Annotated in this window: 19 protein-coding genes; 1 reads left to right on the top strand and 18 read right to left on the bottom strand. The window is 71.3% G+C overall.

Annotation, left to right across the window (positions count from 1 at the left end; genetic code table 11):
- The first annotated feature begins 1 nt into the window (after nucleotide 1).
- Nucleotides 2-406: a hypothetical protein gene (locus tag AOM05_RS13450; protein ID WP_062523091.1), complete on the top strand. Its 405-nt coding sequence runs from the start codon at nucleotides 2-4 to the stop codon at nucleotides 404-406.
- A 205-nt stretch (nucleotides 407-611) separates the two neighbouring features.
- Here AOM05_RS13450 and AOM05_RS13445 read toward each other — a convergent pair whose 3' ends face one another.
- The 18 genes from AOM05_RS13445 to prfA all read right to left on the bottom strand — a co-directional run bounded on the left by AOM05_RS13445 (nucleotide 612) and on the right by prfA (nucleotide 16,228).
- Nucleotides 612-1,376 (bottom strand): alpha/beta fold hydrolase, encoded by a 765-nt coding sequence (locus AOM05_RS13445; RefSeq protein ID WP_062523089.1) that lies wholly within the window; start codon nucleotides 1,374-1,376, stop codon nucleotides 612-614.
- 28 nt (nucleotides 1,377-1,404) lie between these two features.
- A complete protein-coding gene (locus AOM05_RS13440) occupies nucleotides 1,405-2,142 on the bottom strand; it encodes an alpha/beta hydrolase (protein ID WP_062523087.1) in 738 nt (245 codons plus the stop codon).
- Between the two features lie 20 nt (nucleotides 2,143-2,162).
- Entirely contained in the window at nucleotides 2,163-2,468 is a 306-nt protein-coding gene (locus AOM05_RS13435; protein WP_062523084.1) for an Rv1322 family protein, read from the bottom strand.
- 27 nt (nucleotides 2,469-2,495) lie between these two features.
- Nucleotides 2,496-3,947, bottom strand: coding sequence for a GH1 family beta-glucosidase (locus AOM05_RS13430; RefSeq protein WP_062523082.1), 1,452 nt, complete (start codon nucleotides 3,945-3,947; stop codon nucleotides 2,496-2,498).
- A 286-nt stretch (nucleotides 3,948-4,233) separates the two neighbouring features.
- Nucleotides 4,234-4,929, bottom strand: coding sequence for an endonuclease NucS (gene nucS, locus AOM05_RS13425; RefSeq protein WP_062523080.1), 696 nt, complete (start codon nucleotides 4,927-4,929; stop codon nucleotides 4,234-4,236).
- Nucleotides 4,929-5,219, bottom strand: coding sequence for a F0F1 ATP synthase subunit epsilon (locus AOM05_RS13420; protein ID WP_062523078.1), 291 nt, complete (start codon nucleotides 5,217-5,219; stop codon nucleotides 4,929-4,931). Before AOM05_RS13420 ends, nucS begins: the two co-directional genes overlap by 1 nt.
- 2 nt (nucleotides 5,220-5,221) lie before the next feature.
- Nucleotides 5,222-6,700, bottom strand: coding sequence for a F0F1 ATP synthase subunit beta (gene atpD / locus AOM05_RS13415; protein WP_062523076.1), 1,479 nt, complete (start codon nucleotides 6,698-6,700; stop codon nucleotides 5,222-5,224).
- A 17-nt stretch (nucleotides 6,701-6,717) separates the two neighbouring features.
- Nucleotides 6,718-7,614: a F0F1 ATP synthase subunit gamma gene (locus AOM05_RS13410; protein WP_062523074.1), complete on the bottom strand. Its 897-nt coding sequence runs from the start codon at nucleotides 7,612-7,614 to the stop codon at nucleotides 6,718-6,720.
- A 3-nt stretch (nucleotides 7,615-7,617) separates the two neighbouring features.
- Nucleotides 7,618-9,249, bottom strand: a complete 1,632-nt coding sequence (gene atpA / locus AOM05_RS13405) for a F0F1 ATP synthase subunit alpha (protein ID WP_062523072.1) — start codon at nucleotides 9,247-9,249, stop codon at nucleotides 7,618-7,620.
- A gap of 48 nt (nucleotides 9,250-9,297) precedes the next feature.
- Nucleotides 9,298-10,110 carry a F0F1 ATP synthase subunit delta gene (locus AOM05_RS13400; RefSeq protein WP_062523070.1) on the bottom strand — a complete coding sequence of 271 codons (813 nt, stop codon included), beginning with the start codon at nucleotides 10,108-10,110 and terminating at the stop codon, nucleotides 9,298-9,300.
- A 4-nt stretch (nucleotides 10,111-10,114) separates the two neighbouring features.
- Complete coding sequence (locus tag AOM05_RS13395; protein ID WP_062291843.1) at nucleotides 10,115-10,681, bottom strand: F0F1 ATP synthase subunit B; 567 nt, start codon at nucleotides 10,679-10,681, stop codon at nucleotides 10,115-10,117.
- A gap of 2 nt (nucleotides 10,682-10,683) precedes the next feature.
- The gene (locus tag AOM05_RS13390; RefSeq protein WP_062291419.1) at nucleotides 10,684-10,911 is read right to left on the bottom strand and encodes an ATP synthase F0 subunit C; all 228 of its coding nucleotides are present in this window, start codon (nucleotides 10,909-10,911) and stop codon (nucleotides 10,684-10,686) included.
- A 57-nt stretch (nucleotides 10,912-10,968) separates the two neighbouring features.
- Nucleotides 10,969-11,820 carry a F0F1 ATP synthase subunit A gene (gene atpB, locus AOM05_RS13385; RefSeq protein WP_369401121.1) on the bottom strand — a complete coding sequence of 284 codons (852 nt, stop codon included), beginning with the start codon at nucleotides 11,818-11,820 and terminating at the stop codon, nucleotides 10,969-10,971.
- Nucleotides 11,821-11,895: 75 nt separating this feature from the next.
- Nucleotides 11,896-12,315, bottom strand: coding sequence for a Cg1360 family ATP-synthase-associated protein (locus AOM05_RS13380; RefSeq protein ID WP_062523069.1), 420 nt, complete (start codon nucleotides 12,313-12,315; stop codon nucleotides 11,896-11,898).
- Complete coding sequence (locus AOM05_RS13375) at nucleotides 12,312-13,568, bottom strand: MraY family glycosyltransferase (RefSeq protein WP_082097551.1); 1,257 nt, start codon at nucleotides 13,566-13,568, stop codon at nucleotides 12,312-12,314. Before AOM05_RS13375 ends, AOM05_RS13380 begins: the two co-directional genes overlap by 4 nt.
- The gene (locus AOM05_RS13370; RefSeq protein WP_082097566.1) at nucleotides 13,565-14,212 is read right to left on the bottom strand and encodes an L-threonylcarbamoyladenylate synthase; all 648 of its coding nucleotides are present in this window, start codon (nucleotides 14,210-14,212) and stop codon (nucleotides 13,565-13,567) included. The genes AOM05_RS13375 and AOM05_RS13370 overlap by 4 nt, the downstream gene beginning before the upstream one ends.
- A 16-nt stretch (nucleotides 14,213-14,228) precedes the next feature.
- Nucleotides 14,229-15,119: a peptide chain release factor N(5)-glutamine methyltransferase gene (gene prmC, locus AOM05_RS13365; RefSeq protein WP_062523065.1), complete on the bottom strand. Its 891-nt coding sequence runs from the start codon at nucleotides 15,117-15,119 to the stop codon at nucleotides 14,229-14,231.
- Nucleotides 15,120-15,145: 26 nt separating this feature from the next.
- Nucleotides 15,146-16,228, bottom strand: coding sequence for a peptide chain release factor 1 (prfA, locus tag AOM05_RS13360; RefSeq protein WP_062523063.1), 1,083 nt, complete (start codon nucleotides 16,226-16,228; stop codon nucleotides 15,146-15,148).
- Nucleotides 16,229-16,233 lie beyond the last annotated feature (5 nt).

Raw genomic sequence — 16,233 nt, 5'->3', positions numbered from 1 at the left:
CATGGCGTCGCGCGACGACCACCAGCGCCTCGCGGACGCGCTCGACGCCCGCAGGCGGGCGGAGTCGCGCGAGGCCGCCGCGCTGCTGGCGGCGTTCGCGAAGGACGCGGTCGCGGCGGGAGTGGACACCGAGGTGCTCACCGCGCGCACGTACAGCGGCTCGGCGCGCGTGCGCACGCAGGTGCGGGGCTGGTACCTCAAGAGGGACCGCTCCGTCGGCGTGGACGCGGAGGGACGCTTCTACGTGCTGTCGACGCCGGGCGGCCTCAAGGAGCGCCTGCGCGGCGCGATCCTCTCCCCCTCCGACCCGCCTCTCGAGCTGGGCCGCGGGGGCCGCGACGGCGAGTCGCTGCCCCTGACCGAGGCCCTGCGGCTGCGGCTCGACGGCGGCAACCGCTGGGGCTGAGCCGGCGGCTCGCCCGGGCATGAGAGAGGGGAGCACCTCACGCCCCCCTCGTGGTGAGGTGCCCCCCGCACGCCATGGTGGCACGGCCGCGCGAGACGCGCCAGGGCCGTCGACCACATTTCACAAATCGGAAACGCGGGACAAGTCGCCCACGCGTGACGCCGGTGCGGCGGGTGCGCCGCGCCGGCAGCGCGCGGGCCGCGGCTCAGCCCGCGTCAGCGCGGTCGACCAGGCCCGCGACCAGGGCGGCGACCCGTTCCGGCGCCTCCCACGCGCTCAGGTGGCCCACCCCGGCGAGCACCTCCGCCTCGACCCCGAGGGCCTCCGCCATGGTGCGGGCGGCGTCCACCCCGGCGATCGCGTCGTGCTCCCCCACGGCCACGAAGGCGGGCACGTCGAGCGCCTCGAGCACGGCCGTGCGGTCCGGGCGCGCCGCCATGGCGCGCTGACCCCACGCGATGCCGTCGCCGCCGTGGCGTGCGATGTTCGCGGCGACGGCCGCGACCAGGGCGTCCCGCGCATCGTCCCGCGTACCTACCAGGCCCTCCGCGGCGCCCCGCGCGTCGGGGTGGCCCTCCGCGCCGTCCACGCGCTCCGCGAGCGCGAGGCGGGCCTCGCGGGCCTCGTCCGTGTCCGCGGTGCTGCGGGTGCCCAGGAGCCCGATCCCCGCCACGGCCTCGGGGTGCCGCTCCGCGACGGCCATGGCGATGTAGCCGCCCATCGAGCAGCCCACCCACACGGCCTTGTCGCGGCCGGTGACCTCGCGCATGGCGAGCACCGCGGCGTCCGCGATCAGCTCGAGCGAGGGCTCCTCCTCGGGCAGCGGCATGTCGCCGATCCCGGGGACGTCGAACGTGATGATGTCGCCCGGGAGCACGGGGAGCGCGTCGAGCAGCGGGTCCCATTGGGCCCTGTCGACGGGGAACGCGTTGAGCAGCACCAGCGGCGTGCCGTCGGGGACCAGGCTCACGGGCTTCTCCTCTCGGGGCGGGCTGACCTCATTCCACCATGGACGCGGGGACGGCGTCGGGCAGCGGCGCGCGGTCGGGCGCGACGCGCGCCACGATCGCGTCGAGCACCAGCTTCACGAACCTCTCCCCCACCCACAGGTGCTTGGCCTCCGGCACGTCGACCAGCTCGAGCTGCGTGAGCGGCGCGAAGCGCTCGCGCGCCTCGGCGGGCTGGAGGAAGTCGTCGTGCTCGGGCACCAGGGCCGTCACGGGCTTGCCGGTGGCCGCCCACCGCTCGAGGTCCGCGTCGGTGGCGCGGTGCAGCGGCGGCGACAGCAGGATCGCGCCCTCGACGTCGAGGTCCGCGCCGTGCATGAGCGTGAGCTCAGTGCCGAAGCTCCATCCCACCAGCCACCGGTGCGGCAGCCCGCGGCTTACGGCGAAGTCGACTGCGGCGCGTACGTCGGCGGCCTCGGTGACGCCCTCGCCGAACCCGCCCTCGCTGGTGCCCCGCGGCGAGGACGTGCCGCGGGTGTTGAAGCGCAGCACGGCGACCCCGGCGAGCGCCGGCAGCCGCCACGCGGCCTTGCGGTACACGTGCGAGTCCATGAAGCCGCCGTGCGTGGGCAGCGGGTGGAGCGTGATGAGCGTCGCGGTGACGGGCCCCTCGGCCGGCAGCGCGAGCTCGCCCACGAGCGTGAGCCCGTCCTCCGTGCGCAGCTCGATGTCCTCGCGGTCCGCGCGCAGCACGGTCATCGAGCGCAGCTCGACCAGGTCCTCCTGCATGGTGTCCTCTCTCAGGGCGCTCAGCGGGCGCGCCCGAAGCCCTGCCAGCAGCCGGTGTGCCAGTGGCGGCGGGCCTCGGCGGCCGCCTCCGCGCCCATGATGCTCTCGACCGGCCACGCGACCACGTGCTGCACCGCGCCGGAGATCTCCCCCTGGCAGCCCGGGCACACGAACGTCCGGTCCGTGGGCCGCGGGATCGCGACGTAGTAGTCCTCGCCGCGCGGTCCCGGCTCGATCCGCGCGCGGTTGCCCCACGCGCGGTCGACGTCGAGCTCTTGGTGCGGCTGGCCGTACGGGCGCTTGGACGAGCGACGACCGGAGGGCATGCCCTCCAGTCTACGGAGCCGCCGGCGTCAGTACGTCCGCGCGGGCGTCTCCACCTGCGCGTCCAGCTCCGCGACGGGCAGGGGGTCGCGGCGCGCGATGGTCGCGCTGTACCAGTACGCGGAGTCCTTCCAGCGGCGCTCCTGCGTCGCGTAGTTCACGCGCACCAGCCCGAAGCGCTTCGCGTAGCCCTGCGCCCACTCGAAGTTGTCCATGAGGCTCCACGCCATGTAGCCGCGCACGTCGGCGCCCTCCGCGATGGCCGTCTCGACCGCCCGCAGGTGGTCGTGCAGGTACCTGACCCGCGCATCGTCCCTCACGCGGCCGTCCTCGCCCAGCACGTCGTCCCACGCGCCGCCGTTCTCGGTCACGTACAGCGGCTTGCCGGTCTCGCGGTGGATCTTCATGAGGTGCGCGTGCAGCGCGCCGGGGTCGGTGTTCCAGCCCATCGCGGTGAGCTCGCCGGGAGGCGTCATGAACTCGATCTGCTCGTCTCCGGGCCACGGGGAGTTCGCGCCGGCCTTGTGGCCGTCGGCGAGGGTCGCGACGTCGGACGATGCGGCGGCCTTGTTCGCGTGGTGCCTCACCACGTGCGAGGCGTAGTAGTTCACGCCGAACCAGTCCACGGTCCCGTGCATCTCCTCGAGGTCGCCGGGGTGCACGAACGACCAATCGGTGAGGTGCGCCGTGTTCGGCCTGAGGATGGCGGGGTAGGTGCCCTCGATGAACGGCTGGTGGAACATCGTGTTGGCGAGCGCGTCGATGTGCGCGGCCGCGTCCCGGTCCAGCGGGTTCGAGGGGTCCCACGGGCGCGGCGTGTGGGAGTTGTTGACGATCCCGACCTGCATCTCAGGGCGCACGGCCTTGATCGCGCGGTAGGCACGGCCGTGGGCGAGCAGCAGGTGGTGGGCGGCGGTGAGGCCCTCGACGTCGTCCGCGTGGCCGGGGGCGTGCGCGCCGGCGCCGTAGCCCACGAACGAGCTCACCCACGGCTCGTTGAAGGTGGCCCAGGTCTGGACGGCGTCGCCGAGCTCCTCGGTCATGCGCAGCGCGTAAGCGACGAACGCGTCTACGGTGTCGCGGCTGAGCCAGCCTCCCTGGTCCTCCAGCGCCTGCGGGAGGTCCCAGTGGTACAGCGTGGCGAGAGGCGTGATGCCGCGCTCGCGCAGGCGGGCCACCAGGGCCTTGTAGAACTCGATGCCCTCCTGGTTGAACTCCCCCGTGCCCGTGGGCTGGACGCGCGGCCAGGAGATGGAGAAGCGGTACGCCTGCAGACCCAGGTCGACCATCATGTCGATGTCGCGCTCCCACCGGTGATAGTGGTCGCACGCGACGTCGCCCGTGTCCCCGCCGACCACCTTGTCGGGCGTGTGGGTGAAGGTGTCCCAGATCGACGGGCCGCGACCGCCCTCGGTGGCGGCTCCCTCGATCTGGTAGGCGGCGGTGGCCGCGCCGAAGATGAAGTCCTGAGGGAAGGTCATGGCGCGAGCCTAGCCGAAACGATTCGACCCGCGTCCCGCGGTGCCCGCTTCCGCGGCGTCCGCCCGCCACCGCGGCGTCCGCCCGCCACGGCGGCGCCGGGACGCTCGCCGTGCTTTTCGCTTGGCTGATGCGTCCTGCGGGACGCCCGAACTCGCGGCGCACCGGGAGTCCGAGGTGGGCTGTCCCGCAGCGCGCACAGGTCGCCCGGAAAGCACGGTGAGCGTCCCGGAGGGACGATGCGGGGGTCGGCTCCGCGCGTCGCGTGCCGGGCCGCCTGCGGCGGGCTCAGAAGAGGCGGTCGCTGAGGTCCTCGTTGCCGCGCATGGCCTCGTAGTCGAGGAGCACGCAGCGGATGCCGCGGTCCTCCGCGAGGACGCGGGCCTGCGGCTTGATCTCCTGCGCCGCGAACACGCCGCGCACGGGCGCGAGCAGCGGGTCGCGGTTCATCAGCTCGAGGTAGCGCGTGAGCTGCTCGACGCCGTCGATCTCGCCGCGGCGCTTGATCTCCACGGCGACGGAGCCGCCGGCGGAGTCGCGGGCGAGGATGTCGACCGGGCCGATCGCGGTCATGTACTCGCGGCGCACCAGGCTGTGGCCGTCGCCCAGCAGCGTGATCTGCGCGGCGAGCAGCTCCTGGAGGTGCGCCTCGACGCCGTCCTTGATCAGGCCGGGGTCCGCGCCGAGCTCGTGCTCGGTGTCGGACAGGACCTCGTGGAGGTCGATCTCGAGGCGGTCGTCCGTCTTGTCGTGCTGGACCACCCACACCTCGGTGACGCCGCGCTCCGCGGCCTCCTCCGTGACGGAGGAGGTCCGCAGAGTGCACGGCGGGCTCATCCAGTTGAGCGGCTTGTAGGAGCCGCCGTCCGAATGAAGCAGGACCGAGCCGTCGGCCTTGACCATGATGGCTCGGGTCGCGAGCGGAAGATGCGCCGAGAGCCGCCCGGTGTACCGGGCCGCGCAGCGCGCGATCACCACCCGCATCAGTGAGCGGCCGTCTCCCCGGCCTCGCCCGCGGGGGCCGCGGGCTCCACGACGACGGTGACGACGTCGCGGTCGAAGGAGACGAAGCCGCCGTCGATGGCGAACTCGGCGTCGCCGTCGGCCCCGCCGCGCACGCGCACGGTGCCGGTCCGCAGGACGGACAGCACCGGCTCGTGCCCGGTGAGGAGGCCGATCTCGCCCTCCACGGTCGGGGCGATGAGACGCTCCGCCGTCCCCGACCAGAGAACCCGGTCGGGGGCGACGACGTCGACGGTGAGCGGACCGGCCATGATCAACCGATCTCCTTCTGGATGCGGGCCCAGTTCCTGTCGAGGTCCTCGAGACCACCGATGTTGAAGAAGGCCTGCTCCGAGATGTGGTCGTACTTGCCGTTGACCAGGCCCGAGAAGGCCTCGACGGTCTCGGACAGCGGCACGGTCGAACCCGGCACGTTGGTGAACTGCGTCGCCATGTAGGTGTTCTGCGAGAGGAACTGCTGGATCTTGCGCGCACGCGCGACGATGATCTTGTCCTCCTCGGAGAGCTCGTCCACACCGAGGATCGCGATGATGTCCTGCAGCTCCTTGTTGCGCTGGAGGATCGACTTCACGGCGTTCGCGGTCTCGTAGTGGTCGCGGCCCACGTAGCGCGGGTCGAGGATGCGCGAGGTCGACGTCAGCGGGTCCACGGCCGGGTAGAGGCCCCGCGACGCGATCTCACGCGAGAGCTCCGTGGTCGCATCGAGGTGCGCGAACGTGGTGGCCGGGGCCGGGTCGGTGTAGTCGTCCGCCGGCACGTAGATCGCCTGCAGCGAGGTGATCGAGTGACCGCGGGTCGAAGTGATGCGCTCCTGGAGCTGGCCCATCTCGTCCGCGAGGTTGGGCTGGTAGCCCACCGCGGACGGCATGCGGCCCAGCAGGGTCGACACCTCGGAGCCCGCCTGCGTGAAGCGGAAGATGTTGTCGATGAACAGCAGCACGTCCTGCTTCTGCACGTCGCGGAAGTACTCCGCCATCGTCAGCGCCGACAGTGCGACGCGGAGACGCGTGCCCGGCGGCTCGTCCATCTGGCCGAACACCAGCGCCGTCTGCTTGATGACGCCGGACTCGGTCATCTCCTCGATGAGGTCGTTGCCCTCACGGGTGCGCTCGCCCACACCGGCGAACACCGACACACCGTTGTGGTTGTTGGCGACGCGGTAGATCATCTCCTGGATGAGGACGGTCTTGCCGACGCCCGCACCACCGAAGAGGCCGATCTTTCCACCCTGCACGTACGGGGTGAGCAGGTCGATGACCTTGATGCCGGTCTCGAACATCTGGGTCTTCGACTCGAGCTGGTCGAACGCGGGAGCCTTGCGGTGGATGGGCCAGGTCTCGGTGATCTCGATCTTCTCGCCCTCCTTCCCGTTCAGCACCTCGCCGGTCACGTTGAACACGTGGCCCTTGGTGACGTCGCCGACGGGCACCGAGATGGGCGCGCCGGTGTCGGACACCTCGGCGCCGCGCACGAGGCCGTCGGTGGGCTTGAGCGCGATGGCGCGCACCAGGTTGTCACCGAGGTGCTGCGCGACCTCGAGGGTCATGTGCAGCACTCCCTCGCCCTCGCCCTGCGAGGACAGGTCGATGTCGACCGTGAGCGCGTTGTAGATGTCGGGGATCGCGTCGGCCGGGAACTCGATGTCGACGACCGGGCCGACGACTCGCGAGACGCGACCGACGACGGGCGCGTCCGCGGCGTTGGCCGGGGTGGTCTCTGCGGTGGTGGTCATGGATCTCTCGCTTCTTGTCACGAGGCCGCGAGCGCATCTGCGCCCGAGACGATCTCGCTGATTTCCTGGGTGATCTCGGCCTGACGCGCCTGGTTGGCGAGCCGGGTGTAGTTGCGGATGATGTCCTCCGCGTTAGACGTCGCGGTGTTCATCGCGCGCTGACGGCTGGCGAGCTCGGAGGCCGCGCAGTGCAGGAGGCTGCCGAAGATGCGCGACTCGATGTAGCGCGGGAGCAGCGCGTCGAGCACCTGCTCCGCGGACGGCTCGAAGTCGTAGAGGGGCTCGATCTCGCCCTCCTCCGTCTCCTGGACGCCCTCGACGATCTCGAGCGGCAGGAGACGCAGGACCATGGCCTGCTGCGTCACCATCGAGACGAACCGGGTGCCGACGATGTAGATCTCGTCGACCCCGCCGTCCTCCTTCGACACCTGGAAGCGCTCGAAGAGGGCACGCGCCATCTCGCGGGCCGTCTCGCGGTCCGGGGCGTCCGAGGCCCCGGTCCACTGGCCTGCGAGCTCGCGCCGGCGGAACGCGTAGTACGACACGGCGCGGCGGCCGGCGGCGAACTGCACGATCTCCTTACCGTCCGCCTGCAGGCGGCCGCGTAGGCGCTCGGCCTCACGGATGACGTTCGCCGAGTAGGCGCCCGCCATGCCGCGGTCCGCGCTGATGACCAGCACGGCCGCACGGCCCGTGTCCGTGCGCGCCGTCGTCAGCGGGTGGTCGACGCTGGAGTGCGCCGCCACCGCGCTGATCGCGCGGGTGATGGCCCGCGTGTACGGGGTGGCGTGCTCCACACGGAGCCGCGCCTTCCCGATACGCGAGGCCGCGATGAGCTCCATCGCGCGGAAGATCTTCTTGAGCGAGCTGGTCGCCCTGATCTTCTGGCGATAGACGCGCTGCTGTCCGGCCATCGGCTACTTCTTCTCCGCGACGATGCGCTCCTGCTCGACCGCGACGCTCTCGCCGTCGTCCACCGAGGACTCGGTGGAGAGGTTCACGCTCTCACCCTCGAGGAAGGTCGACACGAAGTCGTCCACGTGGGTGTGCAGCGCGGACTCGTTGTCGTCCGAGAGCTGGCCCGTCGAGGCGATGTCGTCGAGGATCGAGGTGTTGCGACGCAGGTGGTCGAGCAGCTCGCGCTCGAAGCGCAGCACGTCGCCCACGGCGATCTTGTCGAGCTTGCCCTTGGTGCCGGTCCATACGGACACGACCTGCTCCTCGACCGGGAACGGCGAGTACTGGGGCTGCTTGAGCAGCTCCATCAGGCGGGCGCCGCGGGTCAGCTGCTGACGCGAGGCCGCGTCGAGGTCGGACGCGAACATCGCGAACGCCTCGAGCGAACGGTACTGGGCGAGCTCGAGCTTGAGCGTGCCGGAGACCTTCTTCATGGCCTTGACCTGCGCGGAACCGCCGACGCGCGACACGGAGATACCGACGTCGACCGCGGGACGCTGGTTCGCGTTGAACAGGTCCGACTGGAGGAAGATCTGGCCGTCGGTGATCGAGATCACGTTGGTCGGGATGTACGCCGAGACGTCGTTGGCCTTGGTCTCGATGACGGGCAGACCGGTCATCGAGCCCGCGCCCATGTCATCCGACAGCTTGGCGCAACGCTCGAGCAGGCGGCTGTGCAGGTAGAACACGTCGCCGGGGTACGCCTCGCGGCCCGGCGGGCGGCGCAGCAGCAGCGACACGGCGCGGTAGGCCTCGGCCTGCTTCGACAGGTCGTCGAAGATGATGAGGACGTGCTTGCCGTCGTACATCCAGTGCTGGCCGATCGCGGAGCCGGTGTAGGGCGCGAGGTACTTGAAGCCGGCCGGGTCGGACGCGGGGGCCGCGACGATGGTCGTGTACTCGAGCGCGCCGGCCTCCTCGAGGGCGCCACGCACGGAGGCGATGGTCGAGCCCTTCTGGCCGATGGCGACGTAGATGCAGCGGACCTGCTTCGTCGGGTCGCCGGTCTCCCAGTTCGCCTTCTGGTTGATGATCGTGTCGATCGCGATGGCGGTCTTGCCGGTCTGGCGGTCGCCGATGATCAGCTGGCGCTGGCCGCGGCCGATCGGGATCATCGCGTCGATGGCCTTGAGGCCGGTCTGCAGCGGCTCGTGCACCGACTTGCGCTGCATGACGCCGGGCGCCTGGAGCTCGAGGGCGCGGCGCGCCTCGGTCTCGATCTCGCCCAGGCCGTCGATCGGGTTGCCCAGCGGGTCCACCACGCGGCCGAGGTAGCCGTCGCCCACGGCGACCGAGAGCACCTCGCCGGTGCGGTGCACCGCCTGGCCCTCCTCGATGCCGGTGAACTCGCCGAGCACCACGACGCCGATCTCGCGGACGTCGAGGTTGAGCGCGAGGCCGAGCGTGCCGTCCTCGAAGCGCAGCAGCTCGTTGGCCATGCAGCCCGGAAGTCCCTCGACCTGCGCGATGCCGTCGGCCGCGAGCGTCACGCGACCCACCTCGTCGACCACGGCGCCCTTGGGCTCGTAGGACTTCACGTAGCTGTCGAGTGCAGCCCGGATCTCGTCGGGGCTGATCGTCAACTCTGCCATGCCATCTCTCCTGTCAGTGCCGCGGTGGCGGCGAATGGTGCGTCGGGTCTAGCCGACAAGTCGTCGTCGTGCCTCGTCCAGCCGGGACAGCACGGTGCCGTCCACCACCTCGGACCCGACCTGAACTCGGATGCCGCCCAGGACCTCGGGGTCCACGGCGACGTTGATGAGCACCTCGCGTCCGTAAGCCCCCGAGAGGATGCCTGCGAGGCGCGTGCGCTGGGCGGCGCTGAGCTCGACCGCGGCCGTGACCTGCGCCACGACCTTGTCGCGGTGCTCGGCAGCGGACTCGAGCAGCGCGTCGATCGCCGGGATGAGGCGACGTCCGCGCGGGTTGCCCACGACCCGGCGCAGCAGCGCCTCCGTCGTGGGGACCAGCTTGCCGCCGAGCACACCGTCGAGGAGCGCGACACGCGCCTCCTTGGTGGCCGACCGGTTGCTGAGCGCGGACAGCAGCTCGCGGTTCGCGACCAGCTCGCGCTGGACGCGGAACAGCTGCTCCTCGACCTCGTCGAGGGTGCCCTGCGTCTGCGAGTACGCGAAGATCGCGCGCTCGCCCGCGTCGTCGATCGCCTCGGCGAGGTCCTGCTCGGCCGACCAGCGGGCACCGGCGAACGACGCGAGGACGTCCTTGACCCTCGCGTCGTACGCCGAGAACACCGCGGCGACCAGTCCGGCCTTCGCCTGGGCCGACCGGGCGGGGTCGGTGAGCGCACGGCGGAGCGAGCCCGACGCGTCGATCGCGTCGACGGCGGCGAACAGCTGCTCGGCGAAGACCAGGCCCTCGGCTCCGCTCGCCGTCACCACCGGTTCGAACTCACGGAGCACCGCGTCTCTCGACGCCTGGCTCGTTCCACGCATGTGCTTAACCCTCCGCCTTGACGGTCGTCTCGAGCTCGGTCAGGAACGCGTCGATCACGCGCTGCTGACGCGCGTCGTCCGCGAGCGACTCGCCCACGATGCGCGACGCGAGGTCGGTCGCGAGCGTGCCCACCTCGGAGCGCAGCGACACCACGGCCTGGTGGCGCTCGGCGTCGATCTGGCGCTGGGCCGTCTCGACGATGCGCTCCGCGTCCGTGCCCGCACGGCGGCGGGCCTCGGCGAGGATCTGCGCGGCCTCGACGCGGGCGTCCTCACGGATGCGCGCGGCCTCGGCACGGGCCTCGGTGAGCTGAGCCGTGTACTCCTCGAGCGCGGCGGCGGCCTCGGCCTGAGCCTTCTCGGCCTTCTCGATGCCGCCCTGGATGAGCTCCGCGCGCTCGTCGAGCACCTTCTGGATCTTCGGGAGGAACACCCGCGTGAACACCACCGCGATGATCGCGAAGATCACGATCGACCACAGCAGGTCGTAGGGGGCGGGCAGGATCAGATCCGCGCCCTCCACCTCCGTGGTGTGCGCCTCCTCCGCGAGAAGCAGAGTCTGGGCGAGCATCATCAGAAGATGAAGCCGGTGACCAGGCCGAGGAGCGCGAGCACCTCGACGAACGCGACACCGATGAACATGGTGGCGCGGAGCTGGCCGGAGACCTCAGGCTGGCGCGCCATGCCCTCGATGGTCTTGCCGATCAGGATGCCCAGGCCGATGCCGGGGCCGATCGCGGCGAGGCCGTAGCCGATGGTCGCGACGTTGCCGGAGACCTCAGCGAGAGTGGTGGTGTCCACTGTGTGTTTCCTTCCGTTGTGACGAGGCCGGGGCTTCCGGCCGCGCAGGCTTGGGGTTTAGTGCTCTTCCTCGAGTGCCATGTTGAGGTACACGGCCGCAAGCATGGTGAAGACGTACGCCTGAAGCAGGGCGACGAAGATCTCGAACAGCGTGAAGGCGAAGCCGGCGGCGAACGTCACCGCGGCCATCGACTTCATCGCGCCCGCCGCAGCGAAGAAGAAGTACTGCGTGGCGGAGAAGCACAGGACCAGGAGCAGGTGACCCGCGATCATGTTGGCCGCGAGTCGCAGCGCGAGCGTCGCGGGACGCAGGATGAACACCTGGAGGATCTCGATGGGCGTGAGCAGCAGGTAGATCGCCTTGGGCACGCCCGGGGGGAACAGGTTGTTCTTGAGGTACCCGCCCAGGCCGTGCTTCTTGATGCCGTACGCGAGGTACAGCACGTAGACCCACAGCGCCATGATGATCGGCAGGCCGATCAGCGACGTGCTCGCGATGTTGAGGAACGGGATCACGCCCGTGATGTTGAAGAACGTGATCGCCAGGAAGATCGTGGTGAGGATCGGCAGGAACTTCTTGGTCTCCGCGCCCATCACGGGCTCGACGATCTGGTCCTTGACGAAGTCGAGCATCATCTCGAGGGCGCCCTGGAGGCGGCCGGGGACCACCTTCGCGCGGTTCGCGACGAACCAGAACAGGGCGATCAGCGCGATGGCCGCGATGACGCGGACCATCATGATGCGGTTGAACTCGAAGATGGTGCCATCGCCGAAGATGGCCGGGGGGAAGAAGTCGGTGATCGACGGGGCGTGGAAGCCGTCCGAGCTGAACATCCTCTCGATGTAGCTCTTCGACTCTCCCGAGTCGGTGGCTTCAGCGCTCACGACCGCGGCCAGCAAGTTCCCCACGAAGTCTCCTGTGCGAATGGCTTCTTGGGCGCGGACCACCGTCCGGCGCCGTTGACTGGCCGTAAGCCTAACGCATCAATCCCGGGACGAAGTACCCGGATCCGCGTACGGAATGCGCGCTTTGCGCATCACCGCGACGTCCACCGCGAGGGACGCGATGATGCCCGTCACGGCGGTCGCGGCGAAGGCCTCGCGGTGGAAGCCGTCGACCCCCTGAAGTAGCAGGAGCGCGATGATGATGACGGCCATCTTGCCCAGCCACGAGAACGCCACGATCCCCGCCATGACGTGCGGCGGCTTGCGGTGCGCGACCAGCATGGACGCCTGGGTCGGGATCGCCCCGATCGCGGCGACCACGGCCCCGACCAGCGCGGCGACGGCCCCTTCCGGCCCCACGAGGAGCCACGCGGCGGCGGCCCCGATCACGGCGATCGCGACCAGCACGATCGAGGTCACCCGGATGGCGCGGCGGTACAGCTGCTCCTCGGCGGTCACTTCTCCTCCTCGGAGTGGGGGACGGGGGACGATGCGGCGGTGGCCCCGGGCGCCGCGGTGACGGCGGGCGCGGGGCCGGCGGGCGCATCGTCCCCATGCCGTCCCTCGGGGGTGATGCGCTGCAGCGCGAAGACGGCGTGGCCGGCCCGGCGCCACTGGCGCGAGAAGAACCGCGCGAGGCGCGGCGAGAAGGTGATGGCGGCGGCGCCGACGATGCCGAGCCCGGTGACCAGCACCGCGCCCCACAGCGGCAGGAACACCACGGAGACCGTGCCGAAGGACAGCACCGCCGTCCAGATGTAGAGGACCGTGACGGCCCAGCGGTGCGAGTGTCCGCGGCGCAGCAGCAGGTGGTGCAGGTGGTGCTTGTCGGGCGAGAACGGCGAGTCGCCGCGCGCGGTGCGCCGGATCACGGCGGCCGCCATGTCGACGAGCGGCACGGCCAGCACCATGATCGGCAGCAGGATCGGGATGAACGCGGGGATGCGTTCGCGCTCGGAGACCACGGCCGGGTCGATCTGCCCGGTCACGATGATGGTGGCGGCCGCCAGCATGAGGCCCAGCACCATCGAGCCGGAGTCGCCCATGAAGATGCGCGCGGGGTGGACGTTGTGCGGGAGGAAGCCCAGGCACGCGCCCACGAGCAGCGCGACCACGATCGCGGCGAGCGACGAGTAGTCCCCCGGCGTCGCGGAGCGCGCGAGCATGTACGTGTAGGAGAAGAACGCGAGGCCGCCGATCGCGATCATGCCCGCGGCGAGGCCGTCGAGGCCGTCCACGAAGTTGACGGCGTTCATCGCGATCACCACCACGAACACCGTGGCGATGAGCGACACGTACGAGCTGCCGATGGTGACGCCCGCGATGGGCACGGTCACCAGCTGCACGCCTCCCGAGGCGAGGACCAGCCCGGCGAGGAACTGCCCGGCGAGCTTGGCCATCCAGTCGAGGTCGAAGATGTCGTCAACCATGCCGAGCGCGCACACGATCGCGGCGGCGCCGAGCACCGCCCACGCCTCGCGGCCCGCCTCGAACACGGGGAACAGGAAGGGGATCGCCGAGGCGACGATCCCGGCGGTGGCGATCCCGAGGAAGATCGCGACGCCTCCCAGGCGCGGGATCGGGGTGGTGTGGACGTCGCGCGCCCGCACGGCGGTGATGGCGCCCACGCGGAACGCGAGGTGCCGCATGGCCGGGGTCGCGACGTACGTGACGAGCGCCGCGATGGCCATCAGGGTGAGGTAGACCTTCACCCGTCGTCACCTGCGACGGCGTCCTCCCCCACGATGTCGACGATGGTGTCGCGGGAGATGCCGCCCTGGCGGACGATGCGCAGGCGGGGGCCCGTCGCGTCGACGATGGTCGAGGCCACGCCGAGCGGGCTGTCACCCGCGTCGAGGTACACGGCGACCGCCTCGCCCAGCTGCTCCTCGGCGCCGGCGGCGGTGGTCGCCGCGGGTTCGCCGGTGCGGTTCGCGCTGGTGACCGCGAGCGGTCCGGTGCGTGTGAGCAGCGCGAGCGCGGCCGGGTGGTCGGGGACCCTCAGCGCGACGGTGCCGTGGGTCTCCCCCAGGTCCCACGCGAGCGACGGCTGCGCCTTGACGATCACCGTGAGCGCGCCTGGCCAGCACTCCTCCATGAGGGAGCGCGCCGCGTCGGGCACCTCGCGCGCGAGCCCGTCGACGGTGCGCACGCTCGGGATCAGCACGGGCGGCGGCATCTGGCGGCCCCGGCCCTTGGCCGCGAGCACGGCCGCGACGGCGTCCGGCTGGAACGCGTCGGCGCCCACGCCGTAGACGGTGTCGGTGGGGAGCACGATGACGGCGCCGCGGCTCACCGCGTCGACGGCGGCGTCGAGCGACGGCCCCCAGGTCGAGGGGTCGTGGGTGTCGAGGATCACGGGGTCAAGTGTCTCAGACGCCCACGCGGGTCGCGACGAGCATGCGGTCGCGCCCCGTGAGGTCCGTGAGGGTGCGGACGTCGCCCCACCACTCGGACGACCCGGCGTAGGCGCGCATCGCGGCGCCCTGCTCGTCGCCGTGCTCCATGATGAGCGTGCCGCCCACACGCAGCAGCCGCTGCGCCTCGTCGAGGATCGCGCGCGGCACGGCGAGGCCGTCCTCGCCCAGCCCGTACAGCGCCTGCGGCGGGTCGTGCAGCGCGACCTCGGGGTCGCGCGGGATGGCGGCGGTGGGCACGTACGGCGGGTTGGTCACCACCACGTCCGCGCACGCGTCGAACTGGCGCAGGCAGTTGCGCGCGTCGGCGTACACGGAGCGCAGCCGCGAGCGGACGCCGGCGGGCTGGGCGCGCGCGTTGAGGCGCAGGTAGACCAGCGCCTCCTCGCTCGCCTCGACCATGGACACCTGGGCCTCCGGCACCTCGGTGGCCACGGAGATCCCGATCGCGCCCGAGCCGGCGCAGAGGTCGGTCACACGCACCTCGCCGCGCAGCTCGAGCGCCTGCCGCGCGGACGCGATCGCGACGCCCGCGACCACCTCGGTCTCGGGGCGCGGAATGAACACGCCCGGCCCGACCTGCAGCTCGAGCGAGCGGAAGTACGCCTTGCCGGTGATGTGCTGGAGCGGCTCGCGGTCGATCCGGCGCGTGACGCGCGCCTCGAGCAGGTCCAGGTCGGCGCCCGGCGGCCAGTCGTCGTCGCGCGCGGCCGCGGTGCGGATGGCGGTGGGCTCGAGGCCCAGCGTGTGGGCGATGAGCACGATCGCGTCGTGGTGCGCGGACGGCACCCCCGCCTCGGCGAGGCGGCGGGTGGTGTCGCGCAGACGCTTGCCGACGGTAGGCACGGTCGGAGTCTACGGCGTCGGCGCGGCTACTCGGCCGCGGAGAGGCGGGCCGCCTCGTCCGCGTCGATCGCGGACTGGATGACCGGCTGCAGCTCGCCGCCGAGCACCTGGTCGAGGTTGTACGCCTTGTATCCCGTGCGGTGGTCCGCGATGCGGTTCTCGGGGAAGTTGTAGGTGCGGATGCGCTCGGAGCGGTCAACCGTGCGGATCTGCGACTTGCGCATGTCCTGGGCCTCGGCCTCCGCGGCCTCCTTCTGGGCGGCCAGCAGGCGGGCGCGCAGGATGCGCAGCGCGGACTCCTTGTTCTGGAGCTGCGACTTCTCGTTCTGGCAGCTCACCACGATGCCGGTGGGCAGGTGCGTGAGCCGGACAGCCGAGTCCGTGGTGTTGACGGACTGGCCGCCGGGGCCGGACGAGCGGTACACGTCGACGCGCACCTCGTTCATGTCGATCTCCACCTCGGAGACCTCCTCGACCTCCGGGTAGACCAGCACGCCGGCGGCGGAGGTGTGGATGCGGCCCTGCGACTCGGTCGCGGGCACGCGCTGGACGCGGTGCACCCCGCCCTCGTACTTGAGCTGGGCCCACACGCCGTCCTCGGGCTCGACGGAGCCGCGCGCCTTCACGGCGACGGACACGTCCTTGTACCCGCCCATGTCGGTGTGCACGGCCTCGAGGACCTCGGCCTTCCAGCCCTTGGTCTCCGCGAACTTGAGGTACATCTTGAGCAGGTCGCCCGCGAACAGCGCGGACTCCTCGCCGCCCTCGCCAGACTTGATCTCGAGGATCACGTCGCGGGCGTCGTCGGGGTCGCGAGGGATGAGGATGCGCCGGAGGTGCTCGGTGGCCTCGTCGACGGCGTCCTTGAGGGCCGGGATCTCCGCGGCCATCTCGGGGTCGAGGTCCGCCAGCTCCGTGGCGGCCTCGAGATCGTCCTGGGCGGACTGCCAGGAACGATGCGCGGCGACGACGCGGCCGAGCTCCGCGAAGCGACGCCCGAGCGTGCGCGCGCGCCCGCCGTCCGCATGGACGGCAGGGTCGGCGAGCTGGCGCTCGATGTCGGCGTACTCGTCCAGCATCGGCTGGACGGCTGCGAAGGCCTCGGCCACGTCGT

It is taken from the genome of Demequina silvatica (genome assembly GCF_000971215.1).
In the GTDB taxonomy this organism is placed as follows: Bacteria; Actinomycetota; Actinomycetes; order Actinomycetales; family Demequinaceae; genus Demequina; species Demequina silvatica.
This window is presented reverse-complemented; position numbering and strand designations above follow the sequence as displayed.

What these genes read in the sequence shown, in the direction of transcription:
- AOM05_RS13450 (WP_062523091.1), top strand. Translation starts at nt 2, where the DNA reads ATGGCGTCGCGCGACGACCACCAGCGCCTCGCGGACGCGCTCGACGCC.
- AOM05_RS13440 (WP_062523087.1), bottom strand. Translation starts at nt 2,142, where the DNA reads ATGCAGGAGGACCTGGTCGAGCTGCGCTCGATGACCGTGCTGCGCGCG.
- AOM05_RS13435 (WP_062523084.1), bottom strand. Translation starts at nt 2,468, where the DNA reads ATGCCCTCCGGTCGTCGCTCGTCCAAGCGCCCGTACGGCCAGCCGCAC.
- AOM05_RS13430 (WP_062523082.1), bottom strand. Translation starts at nt 3,947, where the DNA reads ATGACCTTCCCTCAGGACTTCATCTTCGGCGCGGCCACCGCCGCCTAC.
- nucS (WP_062523080.1), bottom strand. Translation starts at nt 4,929, where the DNA reads ATGCGGGTGGTGATCGCGCGCTGCGCGGCCCGGTACACCGGGCGGCTC.
- AOM05_RS13420 (WP_062523078.1), bottom strand. Translation starts at nt 5,219, where the DNA reads ATGGCCGGTCCGCTCACCGTCGACGTCGTCGCCCCCGACCGGGTTCTC.
- atpD (WP_062523076.1), bottom strand. Translation starts at nt 6,700, where the DNA reads ATGACCACCACCGCAGAGACCACCCCGGCCAACGCCGCGGACGCGCCC.
- AOM05_RS13410 (WP_062523074.1), bottom strand. Translation starts at nt 7,614, where the DNA reads ATGGCCGGACAGCAGCGCGTCTATCGCCAGAAGATCAGGGCGACCAGC.
- atpA (WP_062523072.1), bottom strand. Translation starts at nt 9,249, where the DNA reads ATGGCAGAGTTGACGATCAGCCCCGACGAGATCCGGGCTGCACTCGAC.
- AOM05_RS13400 (WP_062523070.1), bottom strand. Translation starts at nt 10,110, where the DNA reads ATGCGTGGAACGAGCCAGGCGTCGAGAGACGCGGTGCTCCGTGAGTTC.
- AOM05_RS13395 (WP_062291843.1), bottom strand. Translation starts at nt 10,681, where the DNA reads ATGCTCGCCCAGACTCTGCTTCTCGCGGAGGAGGCGCACACCACGGAG.